Below are 22428 nucleotides of genomic sequence, written 5' to 3' on the forward strand. Positions count from 1 at the left end.
GGCCTTCCTCGGGCTGGTGTGTGGTCAGAGACCACCAGCATCGAGGAAGGCCCGCCTCATGCGGCGGAGCGACCCAGAGTGGGGAATTTCGATGAGCAGAACCGAGGAATTTCAGTGAGCGCCGTCATACGCACGACCTTGGCCTCGTCGGGCACTTGACGGAGCCGGAAGCGGGAAACACAGCGCGAGCTAGCCGGGGCTGCCCTGCCTTGTGCCGAGCCATGCCGCCAGTTCCGAGGCTTGAACCAAGCGCGGGGCGGCGCGCGACGCCAGTCTCCTGGCGCGCCAAGGTCGCCATAGGGAGCCACGTGGGGGCTGTCTGTCTGTTGCTGCGTGATACCTGACGGGTGAGGCGTCGCGGCGAGTGGAGGGTGCCGTGAGGCAGGAAGAACGAGGCGACATGGGGGTGGACCGGCCTTTCAGAGCCACAGGGTGAGGGGTGAGCCCTCTTCCCTCGAATTGCTCGCCGCTGCGCTGCTTCGGTTCGGGAGGAAGTCCCGTACCAATCACCCATCTCGCCACTGTCACCAGTGTCCCGGGATATGCAGGCCCCCCCGCAGGCCAGCAGGGTAGGCAGACCAAGCACAGGAGGCCCGACAAGGTGGTTAGACACCGACAGGCCTGTCGGTGTTCGATCTTGGCCCGTGTCGATACTGGATCTGTTTCACGTGGAACCCGGTGCTTGTTCCCACACTTCGGGACTGCACGCCAAGGCAGTGCCCCGTTCGTAAGTAGAGCCTCGAGTGCAGAATGCTGAACCCGAGGGGTGCAGCATGCTGAACCCGAGTCTTGTTCTACGCAATACGTGATCCGACCGACCGACACGAGGCTGGTCTGGGCTGCCGTTTCACGTGAAACGAGCACATGGGACGCGGGCCCCGGACCTGGCCATGCGTGTGGGCCTCGCTGCTTCAGACTAAACGCGACCAGAATGTCCATCCTCGCCGTGGCTGTAACTGGTCGTTCCACCAGAAACAGAATCGCACATCGTTTCCGCGATGAGCGTGCGAGATCTTTGTTCCTAGAGAGGCGAGACCACCTCATCTCCTCCGCACGCAACCTGCAACCTCGTCGTTCCACGTGAAACGAACAGTGTTTTACTGTTTGGCAGGTTCCCAAACTAGTCGTTCCACGTGAAACGGAACCATGCATTGTCTCTGTAGTGAGTGTAGGAGCTCGTCGTTCCACGTGAAACCGGAACCGGCCTACTGATTGGCAGGGGCCGGAGCTAGTCGCCCTACCTGAAACGGAAGCGCGGCACAGGACTCGGACGTGCCAGCCTTTCGCGCGAAGCGAGTCGTTCCAGGTGAAACTAGGCATGCCTGTTCTCTCGGTAATCACTCGAGCTGGTCGTTCCGCGTGAACAGAACTGAAGCGATCCTCGGCGTGGACCTCGTCATCCCGCACGAAGCGAGTCGTTCCACGTGAAACGAAAGTTGCTGGCTGGCGAGGAATTGGGCCGCGGAGACTGGCTCGGTGTCTGTCTTCGATCAGCCCGACTGCGCCGCGCTACAGCGCCGTAGATGAGATGCTCGTCATCGCTCACGAGCCTTCGCGAGCAGATTCGGTTGGATGAGGGCACCGTGCTCATCTGTTTACGGGCCGCGACGCGCAGGACGTATATCGCCCGTGGAGATCGCTCCCCTGGGAATGGGGTGGTGATGGAGACCTGTCCAACGAGCAGTCGGCTCGGGCCCAACGCCACACAATTCGGACCGCACGGCGCGCAACTCGCACCAAATGCCTCACAGCGCACAGCAGCGCTACAACGCCACAGTCTTGCCGCTCACCGGCGACCAGTTACGTCTCGCAGCTCTCGGCCTGGCGCCTCGAGATACTCGGCATAGGGGCACGGGCACGGGCTGTGGAGATGAGGTCAGGGATGGCGGTGGGGCAGTGACCGCAGTGTTGCTCACCGCACACACTACGCCGGCCAGGACGGTTAGAACACGGAGGGAGCCGGAGTGGGCGCCTGGAGGATCTTGCAGCGCTCTGTCCGTTGTTTGACCCTGGGACTGCACGTTGTGCCTTCCGTCAAGCCGTCGCAACATTGCAGATCGCCAAGATCACTCTGCTCGAGACACGCGATTTGGCGATGCACTGCCTGGCCAGCACCAAGGACGGACGCCGGCGCTCATCCCAGCGGCACCGAGCACCGCGGCCCACGTGGTTCCACCACTCGAACACAGGAAGCAGGCCAGACCGAGATTCAGTAGCCTCATAAGGCGACCATGCCTTCGTAGTCATGCCGTGTCTCGATCTGTCTAACCCGGCCGGTGCGTAGTCCAGCCCTGGCCAGGGCAGGCCCAGCGCCAGATCCGTCTAGCCTTTGAGACCCAAGGGGTGCCGCTGGGATGAGACCTAACCCCTAGCGCTCGATGACCTGTAGGTTCCAGGCGAGAGTTGCACTCACCCCGTCACTGCCCCCTCGATCGAATGTTCGTCGACTCCGTACTCCGTTCCCATCCTCCGGCCGTTAGGTCAGTTCGGGAATCCACGAACAGCTCGCGCAATTTGTGTCCCCACTCGCGCGCTCCGTTTCGTCAGCGGACTACATCGACGGCGGCATTCAACCGGTAGAGACGGTTTCGACATCCCTGTAAACGGTCTCACCGCTTGAACTGTGTAGTCGGACGGGCGGGCTGCACGAGCACCAGCCCCTAACGACGGTGTTGTCTTCCGGGACCAGACAGGTTTCCCAATGTGAACCAGGTCACTGAACTGGATCGGCCTGGGAGCCCGTTGCGAGATCCAGAGGTGGGCACCTCGTTTCACGTGAAACAGTTTGGCTCGGCAGCGCACGCCGTTGGTGGTTTGCGTTGTAAATCGCACAGCGGCCCAGATGCGCCGCGCGGGAGTCCGTCCGATCAACCCCTGGAGAGTCTGTAGTGCGGGGCGGGAAGCTAGCAATGACCAAGCCGCCGGACCATCGGCGGGACGAGTGCGGCTGGCCTCATCCACGACCGATCCGTACGCTCGATCTCGCACTTCGCACGGGAGAGTAGACCCTGGTGGGGTGCGCCCAATCCACTCTCTCAATTCTGAGTGCGAACACTCCCCAAGGGGAGCATGTTTCACGTGGAACAACGCACATGGCGAAGTACATGTACGAGATTCGGCCCAGTACTCCGCTAGTCGCCGGGATTGCCTGTTCATGCCCCGTTCCACGTGAAACCCTTCGAGTCCAGCCAGTCTTCGACACGATCGACTCATACATGCGCGAGCTGTTGCATATCCCGGGCACGACAAGAGGCTTGCATAGGCCATTTCCTACACGGCTCGTGCAGGACCCGGCTCGAGCATGACCGGGCCTTGTTAGCTACACGACCGTGCGGCCAATAGGCACACGGTTCCACGTGAAACAACCTCGTGCGGAGAACCGGGCTTAGCGCGAACGAGACGGCCAAGAGACCCTCGGGCCTCGGGCTTTTGCACGCAGCTTGACACCCGCGGTCATGATGGCCCGGGTTGCCGGCTCGCTAGGGTGTCTGCTTGTGCACCGATCACGTGCCGCCTCTGTCGGCTATCCATCCCGTCGCGAACGAGCACGTCCCTGACCCTCACGAGAGACGTCGTGGATTAGTACCTCTCGAAGGTTGAGACCTCCCGAAAGTCGCGTGCAGACGGCCATCCTGCGCCTGGGCAGACGGACGTTCACGTGCAAGCCCGCGAGAGGTTGGCTGGAGTCAAAACCAAGAGCGGGCCCGTTTCAGATCCCTATTGAAGTCACGCCTTGTGAGTTGGGAGATGAGATGGGCCCCTCCCTCTGCGCGACAGGGCAACGCTCAGAGTCCGACGCTGTTGCGCAGCGAGAACCTAGTGCGAGTATCGACAAGCCCCACCACTTGCGTTCTCCACCCGACCTCGGGTTTTCTGGACCAAAACGTCGAGACCATCGATCGACACAGCCGAAGGCCACCGACGCATGAGAGCGAGGTTCTCTTCTACCCTTTCCTGAGGCAAGCTGCCGAGAAATCGAGGCGCAAGGCCCACTCTGGCGGTACGCACTTCGGAAACGAATCAAACCAGCCTGTTTCACGTGAAACGGGTGCAGAAGCCACCGAGCTCGTCTCAAACCGGCGTCAGGAAACGAAGGAAGCATGTCTTGCTGGCGAAAACGCGGTCGTTGTCTGCGTTCGAGCACGACTCTCTTCAGAACGCCCGCCGATCATCCACATATCAGTCGATCTGGGTGCATTCAAACTTCTGAGTTGCATCGAAGGAATGGTGCGAACCCACGAGGCAGCATCCTTGAATCGAGAATAATCGATACAGGTCCTGATTTTAGACAAACGCGTAGCGATAGTCCTAGTCGACCGTTGCGCGGATGACCCGTGTGGTCTCAGTGTCGAGGTTCTCGCCGAGCTCTTCAACGCGAACATCTGTCAGACCGAACTTTCGGATCGCCTTGCTGGCCTTCTCGATCTCAGCTTCAGCCGATCGCCCCTTGAGGAACACGAGCTCCCCGCCTGAGCGAACAAGAGGCACCGTGATCGGGATGAGTTTGCTCAGCGCAGATACGGCCCGCGCGGTCAGCTGATCGAAGGTGAACTCATCGTGCACTTCCTCAGCTCGCGCTCGACGCACCTGGACGTTCGTGAGAGCGAGGGCATCCACCTCACGCTGCAACCACTCCGTGCGCCGCTCCATGGGTTCGATCAACACGAAATTGACGTCAGGACGCGCGATGGCCAGCACGAGACCAGGGAGGCCGGCACCTGAACCGATATCGCCGACGAGCCCGGGACGCAGCAAGGGGGCCATGAGAACCGAGTTGATGATGTGCCGAGTCCAGAGGCGGGGGTACTCGAGCGGACCGACGAGGCCGAGCTGCTCCCCGTATTCCGTGAGGTCAGACGTGAACGCGCGAGCGAGTTCGATCCGGTCCTCAAACAGCACCTTCGCGATAGCCGGCTCGACCTCGAGTTCGTTCGGGTGGTCAGTCATGGCGCGTGCCCCTCTCGCAACGTGGATGTCTCAAAGCACCGTAGATCGCGGCGCGCTCAGCTCGTGCCAGTTTGACACGATGCGATTCTTCACAGACCAACCAAAACGCAACCCGCGGCCTAACTGTGGATAACTCTGTGCATAACAGCGCATCCACAGCGCTCGAATCGAAAATCCGTAAGAAAGACCAGTTGACCTGGCCTTTTACCCCGAGAGGCAATTCCAGTCCAATTCCCCAGATAATGGCCTGTGGAAACTACTGTGGATAACTCCGCGCGTCAGACCAAAGGTGCCGGGCGGATGACCGTGTGACGCTCGCGCGCTTCGCCTTCAGACTCAGACACATAGCCGCGCTCGGAGACGATGTCGTGAACGATCTTTCGTTCGTACGAGGACATCGGGGGCAGGGCCGCGGACGAGGCGCCCTCCTCGATGCGGGTGATCGCGCGGTCGACGAGCCCGGCCAGCTCGCCCCGTCGCGCATCGCGGGAACCGCCGATGTCGAGGATGAGTCTCGAGAATTCACCCGTCTCCGCCTGCACCGCGAGGCGAGTCAGGTGCTGCAGCGCATCCACCGTCTCCCCATCAGCCAGCTTCGACAGGTTCGACTCCCCGTCGGAGTTCACCGAGATGTAGGTGCGCGACTCACGAACCTCGATGTCGAGGTCACCATCTACATCACTGATGTCGAGCAGCTCTTCGAGGTAGTCGGCGGCGATGTCACCGTCGTCACGGGCATCCGATGTCTCTGCGTCAGCGGGGATGGCCTCGGAGGTTGCTTCAGTCATTCGGGTTCCTTAACACAGAGGGGCGAGGCGAGGGGAAACTACTTCTTCGCGGGTGGGCTGCTCTTGCCAGAGGCTCCACTTGCGCCGGGCTTCCCGCCCGTTGCTTTCTTCTTGGCACGGTTCTTTGACACGGGCTGAGCGCGCTGTGCCGGCTGCTGCACGGGGGCTTCCACGATGACGTTGCCCTTGGAGTCCTTGCGCTCGGGCTCAACCCACTTGCCGCGAGCCTTCAGGCGCTCCTCACGAGCCTTCGCTGCCTCGGATCCGGGAGTAGGCATGTTGCGGATGATGATGTACTGCTGGCCCATGGTCCAGAAGTTCGAGATGAGCCAGTAGGTCATGACACCCAGCGGGAACATGACTCCGGACACGAGGAACGTGAGGGGCAGGATGTAGAGCAGCATCTGCTGCTGGCGGTACATCGGCGACTCCTTGGTCGCCTGCGACACGTTCTTCGAAGTGATCTGCTTCTGCGTGATGAACTGCGAGACCGTCATGACGACGACCATGACACCGGCGAGGATCTGGACGCCGACGTTGCCGTCGTTGTTGAGGAACGTTGCACTCAGTGGAGCGCCCCAGATGTCCGCCTGCGAGAAGGACGTCGCGAGCTCCTGGTTCAGCGCACCGACACCCACCGTGTTGTGCTGCGCGCCGTTGAGCACCGAGAAGAGACCGAAGAAGATCGGCATCTGCACGAGCAGTGGCCAGCATCCCGCCATCGGGTTCGAGCCGGTTCGCTGGTAGACAGCCATGGTCTCGCGACGCATGGCCTCCATGGAGAACTGGTCACGCTTGCCCTTGTACTTGTCCTGGATCTTCTTGATCTCAGGAGCGACATCCATCATCGCGCGCTGGGACTTCACCTGCTTCACCATGAGCGGGATCATGGCGGAGCGGACGACGAGCACCAGGCCGAGGATGGCGAGGATCCACGTCCAACCATCAGTGCCGTTGAGACCGAGCGTCGTCCACAGCGTGTGGAAACCGACCAAGATGAGCTCGATGACCCATTTGATCGGCCACAAGATGGTTCCGAGGATATCCATGAGTGCGGTGACGTCTTTCTCTTAAGTCCCGCTAGTGCCCTGGACGACAAATCCGCGAGCAGTAGTGGTGGTGGTTCGGTGTTCTGGCTCGGGCACGTCGTCAATGCCTCCAGCAGCCCAGGGGTGGCAGCGAACGAGTCGTCGCCCGGTGAGGAAGCCGCCCCGGAGGACGCCATGAACCTGCACAGCCCTTAAAGAGTACGCGGAGCAGCTGGGGTGATACCGGCAGACGTCACCGTAGAGCGGTGAGATCACCAAGCGGTACGCGTTCAGCAGTGCGATGACCACGTTCCGAGGAACGAGCGCGGCTCGTCGAAGGGCGCGCACGGTCACCTCCCGGACTTGGACGCACGAGCATCCGCGTCGCTGGGTGCAGCGATACGACGCACGGCTCGCAACGACCCGAATCTCGCGCGCTCGCGCAGATCATCGAACCCGAGTTCTGCCGCTTCCGGATGAACCCGATAAACGATGTCGAAGCCAGAACCGACCTCAGGGAGCAGCTCTCTGGAGACCGCCTTGAGGCGCCGACGAATGCGATTGCGCACGACAGCCACACCTACCCGCTTCGAGACAATGAAGCCGAAGCGGGTAGGTGTGTCATCGTGTTCGCGCTCGCGCACGCTGACCGTGATTCCTCGAGCACCCACGCGAACGCCGCGTCGAACGATGGCTTGATAGTCATCGCCCTTCGTGACGCGGTTCGCGTAGGGAAGCAAGAAGCTACGCGGAAAGCTCGGTGCGACCCTTGCGGCGACGAGCCGAGAGGATGGCGCGACCCGCACGGGTGCGCATACGCAGGCGGAAGCCGTGGGTCTTCGCGCGACGGCGGTTGTTTGGCTGGAAAGTACGCTTCGACATGAGAACTCCGGAAGATACGACCCGATCGGCGGACGCCGTACGGATTTTTCACAAGTGCCCTACCGATGGGCACAACTGCCTTAACCTACGTGACCCGCGCCCGGCAGTCAACTGTCGCCAGAGGGCCAGCATTATGCTCACACCGGTGCCCGGCAAGTGTGCGACATGCCGAATCCTCGCAAAGCGATTGGCGCGCGTGGCGATCCAGCGTAGGCTGGCCCCCTACCTCCGCGAGTTATGCACAGGCTCACGCCTGTTTGTCCACAGAAGTTGTGGATATCTCGCCGGGTAGATCACAATGACTTGCGCACCAGTGCCACACGGCCGGTGCGTTGACCATGCTGCGAGCGCGCAGCCAAGAAGACGCGGTCCGCAGAGATGCGGTCTCGTGAAGTACAGAGGGACGGGGGAGTGCTTCGGTGACCGACCCGGTTTCAGAGACGTGGCACACGCTGCTCTCCACACTTCGCGAAGATGATCGCGTCCCTGCTTCCCTGCTCGGGTTCCTCGGACTGGTCGAAGCCAAGGGCGTCATGAGCGGCGCGCTGCTGCTCGAAGTCCCCAACGACATGACCCGCACGATGATCGAGACTCGTGCGCGCGTGCCCATGCTGGCTGCGATCGCGGAACTCGGCGAGCCGGAGATCAAGACCTTCGCGGTTCTCGTCAACCCGGATGCGGCTCCGCGAGCTTCGGTCGGTGACCCACTCGCCTCGCACGATTACATCGAGGTCGCCCCGCCGCGGGCCGCGCCCACCCCGACCAGCTCGGTGAACGTCGTCGAAGCAGAATCCGTCGGTCATCATTCGTCCTCAGATCAAGGCGCGCGCACGCAGCCGGACCCTGAGTCGCGGCTCAACCCGCGGTACACGTTCGACAACTACATCATCGGTGGGTCGAACCGATTCGCGCACGCGGCTGCCGTCGCGGTCGCTGAAGCGCCGGCACGTTCGTACAATCCGTTGTTCGTGTACGGCGGCTCTGGGCTCGGCAAGACGCACATGCTCCACGCCATCGGCAACTACGCCGAATCGATCTACCCGGGCATCCAGGTCAGGTACGTCTCGAGCGAAGAGTTCACCAACGACTTCATCAACTCGATCGCGAACAACCGGACGCAGTCGTTCCAGGCGCGCTACCGCGACAACGACATTCTGCTGATCGACGACATCCAGTTCCTCCAGGGCAAGGATTCGACGCAGGAAGCGTTCTTCCACACGTTCAACACCCTGCACGAGCACAACAAGCAGGTCGTCATCACGAGCGACCTCCCACCGAAGCAGCTGACAGGGTTCGAAGACCGGATGCGCTCCCGATTCGAGTGGGGCCTCATCACCGATGTGCAGTCGCCCGACCTCGAGACGCGCATCGCGATCCTCCGGAAGAAGTCGCAGGTCGACAACCTGCTGATCCCGGACGATGCGCTCGAGTTCATCGCGGCACGGGTCTCCTCGAGCATCCGTGAGTTGGAGGGCACGCTCATCAGAGTCACCGCCTACGCCAACCTCAATGGCGAGAAGGTCGACCTGGCGCTGGTCTCCACAGTGCTGAAGGACCTGGTGTCCGATCAGGACACGGGCATCGTTTCTCCCGTGGACATCATCAATCGGACGGCTGCGTACTTCCAGCTGACGGTGGACGACCTCTACGGATCCTCCCGATCGCAGGCGATCGCCACGAGCCGGCAGATCGCCATGTACATCTGCAGGGAGATGACGAACCTGTCTCTCCCCAAGATCGGGCAGCTGTTCGGGGGGCGCGACCACACGACGGTGATGTACGCGCACCGCAAGATCACGAAGCTCATGACCGAGCGCCGCGACGTCTACAACCAGGTCACGGAGCTCACCGCGCGCATCCGCCAGAACGGAAACGGACGCTCCTGAGCGCCCTCCAGCTCCGCATCACGGGCCCTCGGGCACGGATGCGGAGTTTTTCTTGCCCTCAGGGCCTGTGGATAACTTGTGGACTGTGGAATCGACACGCGAGCACGAACTGTGGAAAAAACGCTCGGCGCTGTGGAGTCCGAGAAGTTGTGCACCCCAGTGCTCGTCAGCGTGCACAGGGCGTCCACCGCTCCGCCACAACTTACATTTTTGTAGTTCCCAGGCAGCCGCTGGGGAGTACGGAGTTATCCACAGTGTGCACAGCTGTTAATACGATGATGACAAGAAATCTATTGATATTGGGCGAGTCGATGACATTGGTGAACGGTGGTCGGCCGGCCCTCGCGGGACTGGTATTTTCGCGTGCGCGACGACGGGCTCGTGCCGTGGCAGGCAGCACAGGATGCTCTGACGCTCGGGCACAACACACCGAATCTGGGCGGCTACCATTGGGGCATTCCAACGAGAGGAACGCCTAGTGAAGTTTGTGGTCAACCGTGACGTCTTCAGCGATGCGGTGTCGTTTGTCGTCAAGCTTCTGCCTCAGCGCCCGACCCTCCCCATCCTCAGCGGTGTCGTCGTCGAGGTCGGCGAAGCAGGGGTCACGCTCTCGTCATTCGACTACGAGGTCTCCAGCCGCACCAGCATCGACGCTGATGTGCAGGAACCCGGAGCCGTCCTCGTGCAGGGACGCCTCCTCGCTGACATCGCGAATCGACTTCCTCAGGCTCCCGTCGAGCTGAGCCGCGACGACTCCGGAGTCGTCATCCGCTGCGGCAGCGCGTCGTTCCATCTGCCGACGATGCCGATCGAGGAGTTCCCGAGCCTGCCCGTCGTCGAAGGCGCGAGCGGTTCCATCGCCGGCGACGTGTTCTCGGAAGCCATCTCCCAGGTCGCGGTCGCAGCCTCTCGCGAAGACGTCGCACCCGTGATCACGGGTGTGAACCTCTCGCTGCAGGCCGATTCGATGAGCCTCGTCGCCACCGACCGCTACCGCGTCGCAGTGCGGACCATCGAGTGGCAGAGCTCCCTCACCGAGATCGAGACAGCTCTCGTGCCGGCCAAGACACTCGCCGAGGTCGGCAAGTCGCTCGGCAGCTCCGGTGAGATCACGATCACGCTCGTCAAGGACGACATCCGTGAGCTCATCGCCTTCTCCGCTGGCAACAAGACCGTCACCTCGCTCCTCATCAAGGGCAACTTCCCCGCAGTGGAGCGGCTCTTCCCCGCTGAGACGCCGCACTACGCAGTGCTGACGGTCAGCGACATCGTCGACGCGGTTCGTCGCGTGCAGCTCGTGCTCGAGCGCGAGGCAGCCCTGCGCTTCACGTTCACGACCGAGGGCCTCCACCTCGAAGCGCTCGGCAGCGAGCAGGCGCAGGCCAGCGAGAACCTCGACGCAGTCCTGCACGGCAACGACATGGTCGTCTCGCTCAAGCCGCAGTTCCTGCTGGATGGCGTCGGCGCCATCCACTCGCCGTTCGTGCGCATCGCGTTCACGAACTCCGAGAACCCCAACAAGCCGGGCCCCGTGCTGCTCACGAGCCAGACCTCGCGCGACGAGGGCGAGTCGACGAACTACCGCTACCTGCTGCAGCCGAATCTGCTCATGCGGTAACCAGTGCACGTCACCCGTCTGCTGCTGCACGACTTCAGGAACTACGAGTCCGCCGACCTGTCGCTGGGGCCCGGCGCCCACCTGTTCGTGGGCTCCAACGGCCAGGGCAAGACCAACCTCGTCGAAGCGATCGGCTACCTGGCCACGCTCGGCTCGCACCGAGTCTCCAGTGACCAGGCGCTTGTGCGCTTCGGCCAGGAGTTCGCCGTGGTCAAGATGGAACTGGCTCACGAGACTCGCTCGCTGCACCTGGATGTGCAGATTGCGAGTTCCGGTGCGAACAAGGCGAGGGTCGGCGGCCAGAATGTCAGGTCCCGCGACCTGGCTCGGTACTTCGCAAGCGTGCTGTTCGCTCCGGAGGATCTCACGCTCGTGCGTGGTGAGCCTGGCGCTCGGCGACGGTTCCTCGATTCCCTGCTCGTGACCCATTCGCCGAAGCTCGGCGGCGTGATCGCCGACTACGAGCGGGTCTTGCGACAGCGGAACTCGTTGCTCCGATCGATGCGGGGCCCGCGATCGTCGGAAGCGATGATCGCGACACTGGATGTGTGGGACGAGCGGATGCTGGAGCTCGGCTCCCAGATCATCGCCGAGCGGCTGCTGCTCTGCGATCGGCTGCTTCCGCACCTCGCCGGTTCGTACCAGCGTCTGGTCGGCGCGGACCATCGGCCGACGCTGTCGATGCGCGTCTCCGCCTTCGGCCACGCTGCCTCTGTCATGGGTGACGCCGATGGCGAGGGCGCGGAAGTCGAAGGCGGCGAGGTCACGACCGCGGAGATTCGTGACCGCTTCACCGCGCAGCTCGCCGAGATGCGTCCTCGCGAGCTCGAACGAGGCGTGAGCCTCGTCGGCCCCCACCGCGATGACGCCGTGTTCTGGCTCAACGGTCTGCCGGCGCGAGTCACGGCGAGTCACGGTGAATCCTGGTCGTTTGCGCTTGCCCTCAAGCTCGCGGCCGCCGAGTTGGTGCGCAGTGAGTCACGCGCGGGCGATCCGGTGCTCATCCTCGACGACGTGTTCGCGGAGCTGGACGCCTCGCGCCGGTCCCGCCTCGCGGAGGCGATCGGGGACTTCGAGCAGGTCCTCATCACGGCCGCGGTCCTCGAGGACGTTCCTGAGGGGCTGCGCTCGCAGATCATCCGGATCAGTGCCGGCACGATCCAGACGGGTGCCGCCGATGAGTGAGGGTGCAGAGGTCTACGCGCGGTTCAAGGAGGTCTTCGGCGGGAAGACGACGTCGCTTCGCCGACGCCTTGCGGCGAAGGCCAAGGATGCGGAGGGCACCGAGCTGTCCGAGCCGTTCGGCTTCGGACGTGATCCTGTTGCCGCTGGATCGGCCCTTGCGGCCCTGACCAGGCAATTCGGTTGGAACGGACCACTCAAGCAGGCCGAGCTGATGGACGCGTGGCCCGAGATCGTGGGCAAGGAGACGGCGGCGCATTCCACTCCGCTGCACATCGAGGACGGCGTGCTGCTGGTGCAGTGCGATTCGACTGCGTGGGCGACGCAGCTCCGAGGGATGCAGACGATGCTGCTCACGAACCTCACCGAGAGGTACGCGGAAGCGAAGGTCGAGCGCATCCGCTTTCTGAACCCGGGTGCCCCCTCGTGGAAACGCGGTCCCAGATCGGTTCCAGGGCGTGGTCCACGCGATACCTACGGTTGACAAGGCAAATACGGTACGTCCCCTTGTTTTCGTCGCTTCACGCTCCATTCTCGGGCCTCGAGTCGTGTTCCTTGGTAGACTGAACAGTCGCTAGATCCGCGTCACGCGAGTTTGCTCGCAACGCGGATCTTGCATGTCGCCACACAGCAAGGAGACGCCCGAGTTATGGCATCAGAAACTTCCGACCCCGAGAACACGACTGAGACGCCAGACGACGCTCTGCAGTCGGACGGTCCAGGAACGTCGGAAGGCCAGGAGGGGGCTCCCGCCGAGGTGGTCGAGGCCCGCTCGCAGAACGATCGGGTTGAGAACGACTACGGCGCAGGCCAGATCCAGGTGCTCGAGGGGCTCGAAGCCGTTCGCAAGCGCCCCGGCATGTACATCGGATCCACCGGTCCCGAGGGGCTCCACCACCTCGTGTACGAAATTGTGGATAACTCTGTGGATGAATCGCTCGCGGGGTACTGCGACGACATCCAGGTGACGCTGCAGGACGATGGAGCCGTGCGCGTTCGGGACAACGGTCGAGGCATCCCGGTCGAGCTGCACCCCGTCGAGGGCATCTCCACCCTCGAGGTTGTCCTCACCAAGCTGCACGCCGGCGGAAAGTTCGGCGGCGGCGGATACGCGGTCTCGGGTGGTCTCCACGGCGTTGGCTCCTCCGTCGTGAACGCCCTGTCGTACCGCCTCATCGCGCAGGTCAAGCGCGACGGCTTCGAGTGGGAGATGGACTTCGAGAACGGCGTGCCGACCGGGAACATCCGGAAGGGCGAGCCGACCGAAGACACTGGAACGACCATCACGTTCTACGCGAACTCCGAGATCTTCGAGACCGTCGAGTACGACTTCGAGGTGCTCCGCGCCCGCTTCCAGCAGATGGCGTTCCTCAACAAGGGCCTGCGCATCTCGCTCGCAGACGACCGCGACCAGTCGAACCTCACGGGCGATGGACTCGCCGCGCAGATCACTGAGCTGCAGGACGAGACCGCCGCTGACATCGACGACGCCGAGCGCACGGAGACCGGCGAGCCGAAGGCCGTCACCGAATCCATCGAGATCCCGCAGAAGCGCGCGCAGACGTACCTGTTCGAGCGCGGACTCGTCGACTACGTGCAGCACCTCGTCAGCCGTCGCAAGAAGCAGCCGGTGCACGAGGAGATCATTGAGGTCAACGCCGAGGACACCGAGCGCAAGATCTCGCTCGAGCTGGCGATGCAGTGGATCGACTCCTACTCGGAGTCCATCCACTCGTTCGCGAACACGATCAACACGAAGGAAGGCGGCACGCACCTCGAGGGGTTCCGCGCCGCCCTCACGACGGTCGTCAACCGGTACGCGCGCGAGAAGAACCTCATCAAGGAGAAGGACGAGAACTTCTCGGGTGAGGACGTCCGCGAAGGGCTCGCCGCCGTCATCTCCATCAAGCTCGGCGAACCTCAGTTCGAAGGTCAGACGAAGACGAAGCTCGGCAACACCGAGGCGAAGTCGTATGTGCAGCGCATCGTCGGCCAGGCGCTCCAGGACTGGTTCGACCGCAACCCCTCGCAGGCCAGGGACATCATCCGCAAGGCCGGCCAGGCATCCGCTGCCCGCCTCGCCGCCCGTCGTGCACGCGAGCAGACCCGACGCAAGGGCCTCCTCGAGACCGGCGGCATGCCGGGCAAGCTCAAGGACTGCCAGTCGAAGGACCCGACACGCTCCGAGGTCTTCATCGTCGAGGGTGACTCGGCCGGTGGCTCGGCAGTTCAGGGGCGCGACCCTGAGACGCAGGCGATCCTCCCGCTGCGCGGGAAGATCCTGAACGTCGAGAAGGCCCGCCTCGACCGCGCCCTGCAGAACAACGAAGTGCAGTCGATGATCACAGCGTTCGGCGCCGGGCTCGGCGACGACTTCGACCCTGAAAAGGTCAGGTACCACAAGATCATCCTCATGGCAGACGCCGATGTCGACGGCCAGCACATCACGACGCTGCTGCTCACGCTGCTCTTCCGCTACATGCGTCCGCTCGTGGAGCTCGGCTACGTGTTCCTCGCGCAGCCCCCGCTCTACCGCATCAAGTGGTCCAACGCGGCGCACGACTTCGCCTACTCCGACCGTGAGCGCGACGCGATGCTCGCAGACGGCAAGGCGGCCGGTCGCCGCATTCCCAAGGACAACGCCATCCAGCGCTACAAGGGACTCGGCGAGATGAGCTACCAGGAGCTCTGGGAGACGACGATGGACCCCGCCGTGCGCACGCTCCTGCAGGTCAAGGTGAGCGACGCGGAAGCGGCTGACGCCGTGTTCAGCACGCTCATGGGCGAGGACGTCGAATCGCGCCGGACCTTCATTCAGCAGAACGCGCACGACGTGCGCTTCCTCGATATCTAAGGCACACAGGCACATCTATGGCTGAAGAACGCGTCACAACCACCAACGCCGACGGCGAAGACCGCATCGGGCAGGTCGACCTGCAGCTCGAGATGCAGCGCTCGTACCTCGACTACGCGATGAGCGTCATCGTCGGTCGAGCGCTCCCCGAGGTGCGCGACGGGCTCAAGCCCGTGCACCGCCGTGTCATCTACGCGATGTACGACGGCGGCTACCGGCCCGACAAGGCATTCTCGAAGTGCGCCCGCGTCGTCGGAGACGTCATGGGGCAGTTCCACCCGCACGGCGACTCGGCGATCTACGACGCCCTCGTCCGCCTCGTCCAGCCGTGGTCGCTGCGGTACCCGCTCGCCCTCGGCCAGGGGAACTTCGGCTCCGCCGGCAACGACGGTGCCGCCGCGCCCCGATACACCGAGACCAAGATGGCGCCGCTCGCGCTCGAGATGGTCAGGGACATCGACGAGGACACCGTCGACTTCCAGGACAACTACGACGGCCGCACGCGCGAGCCAGCCGTGCTGCCCGCCCGCTTCCCGAACCTCCTGGTCAACGGCTCCGTGGGCATCGCCGTCGGTATGGCCACGAACATCCCGCCGCACAACCTCCGCGAGGTCGCGGCGGGTGCGCTGTGGCACCTCGAGCACCCGGATGCGACCCGCGAGGAGCTCATGGACGCGCTCATGGAGCGCATCCACGGCCCTGACTTCCCCACCGGCGCCCAGATCCTCGGCACCAAGGGAATCCAGGAGGCGTACCGCACCGGTCGCGGTTCCATCACGATGCGCGCTGTCGTCGCGATCGAGGAGATCCACGGCCGCACGTGCCTCGTCATCACGGAGCTGCCCTACCAGGTCAACCCCGACAATCTCGCGCTGAAGGTCGCCGAGCTCGTCAAGGACCAGCGCCTCACCGGCATCGCCGACATCCGCGACGAGTCCTCCGGCCGAACCGGTCAGCGCCTCGTCATCGTGCTCAAGCGCGACGCCGTCGCCAAGGTCGTGCTCAACAACCTCTACAAGCACACGCAGCTGCAGGAGAATTTCGGCGCGAACATGCTCGCGATCGTCGACGGCGTTCCTCGCACGCTCGCGATCGACGGCTTCATCACGGCGTGGGTGCAGCACCAGGTCGAGGTCATCGTGCGCCGCACGAAGTTCCGCCTCAAGAAGGCGGAAGACGAGGTTCACATCCTCCGCGGCTACCTCAAAGCGCTCGACATGCTCGATGAGGTCATCGCGCTCATCCGCCGGTCGCCGACCGTCGAAGAGGCCCGCACGGGACTCATGGAGCTACTCGACGTCGACGAGCTGCAGGCCAGCGCCATCCTGAACCTCCAGCTGCGCCGCCTCGCCGCGCTCGAGCGCCAGAAGATCATGGAAGACGCAGCGCGTCTCGAAGCGATGATCGCCGAGTACAAGGAGATCCTCGCCGACCCGGTGCGTCAGCGCACCATCATCGCGGATGAGCTGCAGGAAGTCGTCGACAAGTTCGGCGACGATCGACGCACCGAGATCCTGCGAGGCTCCGGCGGCGACATGACCGACGAGGACCTCATCCCGGAAGAGGAGATGGTCGTCACCGTCACGCGCGGCGGCTACATCAAGCGCACGCGCAGCGACAACTACCGTTCACAGCACAGGGGCGGCAAGGGCATCAAGGGCGCCCAGCTCCGCGCGGACGATGTGGTCGAGCAGTTCTTCGTGACGACGACGCACCACTGGCTGCTCTTCTTCACGAACCTCGGCCGGGTGTACCGGGCCAAGGCGTATGAGCTCATCGAGGCCGGCCGGGATGCGAAGGGGCAGCACATCGCGAACCTGCTGCCGCTGCAGCCCGACGAGAAGGTCGCGCAGATCCTCGACATCAGCGACTACCGCCAGGCGCAGTACCTCGTGCTCGCCACCCGCGAGGGGCTCGTCAAGAAGACGGCGCTCACCGAGTACGACACGAACCGCCAGGCCGGCATCATCGCCGTCAACCTGCGCGAGGGCGACGAGCTCGTCTCGGCGATGCTCGCCGACGAGTCCGACCACGTGTTCTGCGTCTCCCACCTCGGAATGTCGCTTCGCTTCGAGGCGAACGACGAAGCGCTCCGGCCCATGGGCCGCTCCACGTCCGGCGTCAAGGGCATGTCGTTCCGCGACGGCGACTACCTGCTCACTGCAGCGGTCACCTCGAGTGATGACGCCTACGTGTTCATCGTCACGGAGGGCGGATACGCGAAGCGGACGTCGGTGTCGCAGTACCGCATCCAGAAGCGCGGCGGCCTCGGCATCAAGGTCGCGAAGCTGAACGAGGAACGCGGCGGGCTCGCCGGCGCGCTGCTCGTCCACGACGCCGAAGAGGTGCTGGTCATCCTCGCCTCCGGCAAGGTCGTGCGCTCCAACGTCGCCGAGGTCTCCGTGACCGGACGCGACTCCATGGGCGTGACATTCGCGAGGCTCGACAACAGCGACTACGTGATCGCGATCGCGCAGAACGCCGACCGTGAGCTCGAGAAGGAAGACGAGGCGGGCGAGGACGGCGAATCCGCCGGCGCCACCGCCTCGGACGACACCGAGTCGGAGACCGAGGCGACCCCTGATGCCTCCAGCGATGGGGAGAGCACGACTGCCGAGAGTGACGAGAGTGAGACTGTGGCAGACTCGGTCACGTCGTTCGAGCAGGACGAGACCGAAGACTGAGGTACTGATCTATGACGAGCGTTGCTGACAAGCTGGCCCAGAAGTCCAGCAAGAAGACTGCGAGCAAGCAGGTGCGCCTCCGTTTGGTGCACATCGACTTCTGGTCTGTCGTGAAGTTCTCCTTCCTGCTGTCGATCTGCTTTGGCATCATCACCATCGTTGCGACGTTCCTCATGTGGACGGTCATCGAGAACACGGGTGTGCTGGGGAGCGTCAACAACCTCCTCAACGACGTCTCCGGTTCGGCAGGCGTTGGAGTCGATGACTTCGTCACGCTGCCGCAGCTCATGCTCTTCTCGCTGGTCGTGGCGCTCCTCAACCTCGTCGCGGGCACTGCCCTCGGCGCGGTCGCGGCGTTCCTCTACAACCTCGCGGTGAAGGTCACGGGAGGCCTCGTGTTCGGTTTCACGAACAGCTAGCGGCTCGATTTCCCCTGCGGTGCACTTTTCGTGTATGTTGGGGCAGTCGCTTCGGGGGCTATAGCTCAGGCGGTTAGAGCGCTTCGCTGATAACGAAGAGGTCCCAGGTTCAAGTCCTGGTAGCCCCACGGTTCGACACTGAAGGTTGGTGTCGTTTCCACCCCGAACGGGGCCTTAGCTCAGTTGGTAGAGCGCCTGCTTTGCAAGCAGGATGTCAGGAGTTCGAATCTCCTAGGCTCCACGGTGACACAGAACCCCGGTCAGAGAAATCTGACCGGGGTTCTTCTGTGTGAGTCGGCCCATCCGGGGCGGACTTGCGGCCGCTTCAGGCGAGTCTAGACGACCACAACCCCGCCCTCGGCATCCGGCCTACGCGTACGGGTGCTCGTACAGGGCGAGCGGTTCGTCCGGGAGATCGCCGAGCGCTGTCGTCATGCGCCCAGGAGGCGTTGCCAGTCCGAGGGAACACGTTCCTCCGGCCCCGGAACCGTTTGCGACCGTGGGTGGCTGTGCGGCGCGTGCAGCGTCGGCCCGTCGAACATCGTCTCCGTCGCGTAGTCCCAGAACCACACCTCGTCAGGCTCGTAGCTGCAGATGACCTGATGACCCGTTGCGTGAACGTGCTTCGTCGCATGCGTGTTCAGGGAGTCGTCGCAGCAGCCGATGTGGCCGCAGAACGTGCAGCGACGCAGGTGCAGCCACCAGCTGCCCGACTGCTCGCATTCCACACACCCCGGACCGGACGGTGGGACGTCCGGTTTGATGTACTGATCAACACCCGTCATCGCCGCGCTCCCTCGTTGGACTGCCGAACGGAGGGTCGGCCGGGGATGTGCCCGAACCGCCCATCTGGGACTCACACTAGGCCGTTGGTCTCGAGACACCCTGCGACGTCCGTCGCGCACCCGTTCGACGCCCGTCGAAGGTCGACCGGTCGGCAGCGGTGCTCCCGGACGGCACGCCAGCGCACGTCGTCCATGCGGTCAGTCGACGAAGGCATCGGGAAACAGCTCGGCCGCATCCACACCGGGTGAGTAAGCACCCAGATCGCTCACGCCCGCATCCGCGAGCACGTCTTCGCACAGCAGCGTCTCGCCCTGGTATCGGCCACGCGGCGACGTGAGGACGACGTGCGCGGCATCCGCGTACAGCTCGGGAGTCCGGCTGCGCCGCATGAGCTCCTCGCCGCCGATGATGTTGGCGACCGCAGCGGTCTGGATGGTCGTGCGCGGCCAGAGGGTGTTCGCCTCGACACCCTTCTCCGCGAACTCGGCACCGATGCCCAGCGTTGCGAGCGTCATGCCGTACTTCGCGGTCATATACGCGGGATAGGTGCCGAGCCATTTCGCCGAGAGGTTGAGGGGAGGTGAGAGGGACAGGATGCGGGCATCCGGCGACTCGAGCAGGTGCGGCAGCGAGGCCCGCGACAGCATGAACGTTCCCCGCTGGTTGATCTGATGCATCAGGTCGTAGCGCTTCTCGTCGATGTCGAGCGTCGACCGCAGGTCGATGGCGCTCGCGTTGTTGACGACGATGTCGATGCCGCCGAACTCGACGACCGCCGTATCGACCGCCCGCCGCAGGTCGGAGTCGTCGCGGACGTCGCCCACGACCGGCAGCGCACGGCCACCGGCCTCTCGTACCTCCTCGGCGGCCGTGTAAACCGTGCCGGGCAGCTTCGGGTGGGGCTCACCGGTCTTCGCCAGGAGCACGACGTTCGCTCCATCGCGTGCCGCGCGCTTCGCGATCGCGAGTCCGATGCCGCGGCTCCCGCCGGACATGATGATGGTCTTCCCAGCGAGGGAACCTGTCTGCGCTGACTGGGTCAAATCCGCACCTCCGTGTGCATCGTGGACATGTTCACGCTACCCACGCGCATCCCGAACCTCATGTGCGTTGTGGCACCGAGACAACGAGAGCGCCGAAATGGTCACCCCGACCGGGTCGGAGCGACCATTTCTACGAACTCGAGCAGTCCGTGGCGTGCTCGGACGAGGGAGTGCCTAGTGCTCGACGGCCTCCTCGGCCCCGTACCCGGTGAGCGAGCGCACATCCATCTCGGCGGCGACGCGCGGATCCTCCTTCTTCTGCGGCAGGACGGACCCGAGCCAGCCCAGCAGGAAGCCGACGGGGATCGAGACGATGCCCGGGTTGTTGAGCGGGAACCAGGCGAAGTCGATCTCCGCGCCGAGCATCGCCGTCTCGGCACCCGAGACGACCTTCGAGAAGAGAATCAGGACGATGGCCGTCGTGAGACCCCCGTACATGCTCCACAGCGCGCCGCGAGTGGTGAACTTGCGCCAGTACAGCGAGTAGAGGATCGTCGGCAGGTTCGCGCTGGCGGCAACCGCGAAGGCGAGCGCCACCAGGAACGCGATGTTCTGGCCCTGCACGCCGATGCCACCGACGATGGCGACGACGCCGAGCACGACAACCGTGTACTTGCCGACCTTCACCTCCTGCTCGGGGGTTGCCGTGCCTCGCTTCACGACGCTGTTGTAGATGTCGTGGGCGAAGGATGCGGCAGCCGTGATGGCGAGGCCGGCGACCACGGCGAGGATGGTCGCGAACGCCACGGCGGAGATGAAGCCCATCAGGATGGGCCCGCCGAGCTCGAGGGCCAGCAGCGGGGCCGCCGAGTTCACGCCTCCCGGCGCATCCTTGATGGCGGGAGCTCCGACCAGCGCCGCCGCCCCGTAGCCGAGGACCAGCGTGAACACGTAGAAGCCGCCGATGAGCCAGATGGCCCAGACCACGGACTTTCGGGCCTCCTTGGCGGTGGGCACCGTGTAGAAGCGCATGAGCACGTGCGGCAGGCCGGCCGTGCCGAGGACAAGAGCGAGCCCGAGCGACACGAAGTCGATGGGGTTCTTGCCGTATTGGAGCCCCGGAGCGAGGATCGCGGCCGGGTCTTCAGCACCGTCGAGCGCCGCCTTGTCGACGGCCGCCTGCAGGAGCGCGGACAGGTCGAAGCCGTTGATGACCAACACCCAGATCGTCATCGCGCCAGCGCCGCCGATGAGCAGGAACGCCTTGATGATCTGCACCCAGGTCGTGCCCTTCATCCCGCCGATGAGCACGTAGATGATCATGAGCACGCCGACGACGGCGACGACGATCGCGACGCCGATGTCGTCCGTGATGCCGAGCAGGAGCGCGACGAGACCGCCGGCGCCGGCCATCTGGGCGAGGAGGTAGAAGAAGCAGACCGCGAGGGTCGTGAGGGCCGCCGCGACGCGCACGGGCCGCTGCTTGAGGCGGAACGACAGCACGTCGGCCATCGTGAACTTGCCCGTGTTGCGCATGAGCTCGGCGACCAGCAACAGCGCCACCAGCCAGGCGACGAGGAACCCGATCGAATAGAGGAACCCGTCATAGCCATTGACGGCGATAGCACCGACGATGCCCAGGAAGGATGCAGCGGAGAGATAGTCGCCGGAGATGGCGAATCCATTCTGCGTCCCCGAGAAAGAGCGACCGCCCGCATAGTAATCGGCGGCGGTCTTGCTGTTTCGGCTCGCCCTGATGACGATGAAGAGCGTCACGGCGACGAACGCCGCGAAGATCGCGATATTCAGGACGGGGTCGTTGTCTGCCACCGCGCTCGCCCGCGGGGCGATGAGCTGGACGCTCATGCCTGGTCCTCCTTGGTCAGCTGGACGCGCAGGTCATTCGCGAGCGGATCGAGTCTCCGGTTGGCGTAGGAGACGTACCACATGGTGATCGCGAAGGTCGTGACGAACTGGCCGATGCCCAGCAGCAGACCCACGTTGATGTTCCCGAAGACGGGCGTGGCCATGAAGTCGTGCGCGTACGCGGCGACGATGATGTAGGCGCCGTACCAGACGAGGAAGAAGATGGAGAGTGGGAAGACGAAGGAACGCTGGCGTTTCTTCAGTTCCTTGAAATCGGCCGATTCCTCGAATTCGACATAGTCGATTCCGCCGGTCGGCGGTGGTGACGTTTCATTCTGCATGGGGCCTCCTTGCCTCAGTGCATTGCTGCGTTCGTCAGGGATGGACGTGTATTCCGGAGCGGCTGACGGCGGCATTTCTTCGCATCATTGCGAACACGAAAGCCTCATCGCCTGCGTGATAGCATCCACGCTACGCATACGACGAAGTATCGAACTACCCCCGG

General features: G+C 63.8%; 17 protein-coding genes and 2 tRNA genes. 9 read left to right on the forward strand and 10 right to left on the reverse strand.

Features of this window, described 5'->3' with window-relative positions:
* Window positions 1-4308: 4308 nt before the first annotated feature.
* The 6 genes from rsmG to rpmH form a co-directional block, all read right to left on the reverse strand.
* Complete coding sequence (gene rsmG / locus ABVF28_RS05360) at window positions 4309-4947, reverse strand: 16S rRNA (guanine(527)-N(7))-methyltransferase RsmG (protein ID WP_371029743.1); 639 nt, start codon at window positions 4945-4947, stop codon at window positions 4309-4311.
* A 278-nt stretch (window positions 4948-5225) separates the two neighbouring features.
* Complete coding sequence (locus ABVF28_RS05365) at window positions 5226-5735, reverse strand: protein jag (protein ID WP_371029744.1); 510 nt, start codon at window positions 5733-5735, stop codon at window positions 5226-5228.
* A 38-nt stretch (window positions 5736-5773) separates the two neighbouring features.
* Complete coding sequence (gene yidC / locus ABVF28_RS05370) at window positions 5774-6784, reverse strand: membrane protein insertase YidC (RefSeq protein ID WP_371029745.1); 1011 nt, start codon at window positions 6782-6784, stop codon at window positions 5774-5776.
* A 21-nt stretch (window positions 6785-6805) separates the two neighbouring features.
* The gene (gene yidD / locus ABVF28_RS05375) at window positions 6806-7117 is read right to left on the reverse strand and encodes a membrane protein insertion efficiency factor YidD (protein ID WP_371029746.1); all 312 of its coding nucleotides are present in this window, start codon (window positions 7115-7117) and stop codon (window positions 6806-6808) included.
* On the reverse strand, window positions 7114-7503 hold the full coding sequence (rnpA, locus tag ABVF28_RS05380; RefSeq protein WP_371029747.1) for a ribonuclease P protein component: 390 nt from the start codon (window positions 7501-7503) through the stop codon (window positions 7114-7116). Before rnpA ends, yidD begins: the two co-directional genes overlap by 4 nt.
* 4 nt (window positions 7504-7507) lie before the next feature.
* Window positions 7508-7645 (reverse strand): 50S ribosomal protein L34, encoded by a 138-nt coding sequence (gene rpmH, locus ABVF28_RS05385; protein ID WP_068484134.1) that lies wholly within the window; start codon window positions 7643-7645, stop codon window positions 7508-7510.
* Between the two features lie 419 nt (window positions 7646-8064).
* Between rpmH and dnaA the strand changes: the two genes are divergently transcribed.
* The 9 genes from dnaA (at window position 8065) to ABVF28_RS05430 (ending at window position 18529) form a co-directional block, all read left to right on the forward strand.
* Window positions 8065-9531, forward strand: coding sequence for a chromosomal replication initiator protein DnaA (gene dnaA, locus ABVF28_RS05390; protein ID WP_371029748.1), 1467 nt, complete (start codon window positions 8065-8067; stop codon window positions 9529-9531).
* A 478-nt stretch (window positions 9532-10009) separates the two neighbouring features.
* A complete protein-coding gene (gene dnaN, locus ABVF28_RS05395) occupies window positions 10010-11149 on the forward strand; it encodes a DNA polymerase III subunit beta (RefSeq protein ID WP_104310790.1) in 1140 nt (379 codons plus the stop codon).
* 3 nt (window positions 11150-11152) lie between these two features.
* A complete protein-coding gene (gene recF, locus ABVF28_RS05400; protein ID WP_371029749.1) occupies window positions 11153-12334 on the forward strand; it encodes a DNA replication/repair protein RecF in 1182 nt (393 codons plus the stop codon).
* Window positions 12327-12815: a DUF721 domain-containing protein gene (locus ABVF28_RS05405; protein WP_104254431.1), complete on the forward strand. Its 489-nt coding sequence runs from the start codon at window positions 12327-12329 to the stop codon at window positions 12813-12815. Before recF ends, ABVF28_RS05405 begins: the two co-directional genes overlap by 8 nt.
* Window positions 12816-12980: 165 nt before the next feature.
* The gene (gyrB, locus tag ABVF28_RS05410) at window positions 12981-15185 is read left to right on the forward strand and encodes a DNA topoisomerase (ATP-hydrolyzing) subunit B (RefSeq protein ID WP_371029750.1); all 2205 of its coding nucleotides are present in this window, start codon (window positions 12981-12983) and stop codon (window positions 15183-15185) included.
* A gap of 17 nt (window positions 15186-15202) precedes the next feature.
* Window positions 15203-17869, forward strand: coding sequence for a DNA gyrase subunit A (gyrA, locus tag ABVF28_RS05415; RefSeq protein WP_371029751.1), 2667 nt, complete (start codon window positions 15203-15205; stop codon window positions 17867-17869).
* Between the two features lie 11 nt (window positions 17870-17880).
* Complete coding sequence (locus ABVF28_RS05420) at window positions 17881-18288, forward strand: DUF3566 domain-containing protein (RefSeq protein WP_104254434.1); 408 nt, start codon at window positions 17881-17883, stop codon at window positions 18286-18288.
* A gap of 54 nt (window positions 18289-18342) precedes the next feature.
* Window positions 18343-18416: transfer RNA gene (locus ABVF28_RS05425), tRNA-Ile, on the forward strand.
* A 40-nt stretch (window positions 18417-18456) separates the two neighbouring features.
* Window positions 18457-18529, forward strand: a tRNA-Ala gene (locus ABVF28_RS05430).
* A 190-nt stretch (window positions 18530-18719) separates the two neighbouring features.
* On the opposite strand, the gene ABVF28_RS05435 is transcribed toward ABVF28_RS05430, so the two are convergent.
* The 4 genes from ABVF28_RS05435 to ABVF28_RS05450 form a co-directional block, all read right to left on the reverse strand.
* The gene (locus ABVF28_RS05435) at window positions 18720-19073 is read right to left on the reverse strand and encodes a UBP-type zinc finger domain-containing protein (RefSeq protein ID WP_371029752.1); all 354 of its coding nucleotides are present in this window, start codon (window positions 19071-19073) and stop codon (window positions 18720-18722) included.
* A gap of 198 nt (window positions 19074-19271) precedes the next feature.
* Window positions 19272-20117: an SDR family oxidoreductase gene (locus tag ABVF28_RS05440; protein ID WP_371029753.1), complete on the reverse strand. Its 846-nt coding sequence runs from the start codon at window positions 20115-20117 to the stop codon at window positions 19272-19274.
* 174 nt (window positions 20118-20291) lie between these two features.
* Entirely contained in the window at window positions 20292-21923 is a 1632-nt protein-coding gene (locus ABVF28_RS05445) for a cation acetate symporter (protein ID WP_371029754.1), read from the reverse strand.
* Window positions 21920-22264 (reverse strand): DUF485 domain-containing protein, encoded by a 345-nt coding sequence (locus ABVF28_RS05450; RefSeq protein WP_104310796.1) that lies wholly within the window; start codon window positions 22262-22264, stop codon window positions 21920-21922. Before ABVF28_RS05450 ends, ABVF28_RS05445 begins: the two co-directional genes overlap by 4 nt.
* Window positions 22265-22428: the final 164 nt, after the last annotated feature.

Origin of the sequence: Pseudoclavibacter sp. JSM 162008, assembly GCF_041366455.1 — a bacterium.
In the GTDB taxonomy this organism is placed as follows: domain Bacteria; phylum Actinomycetota; class Actinomycetes; order Actinomycetales; family Microbacteriaceae; genus Pseudoclavibacter.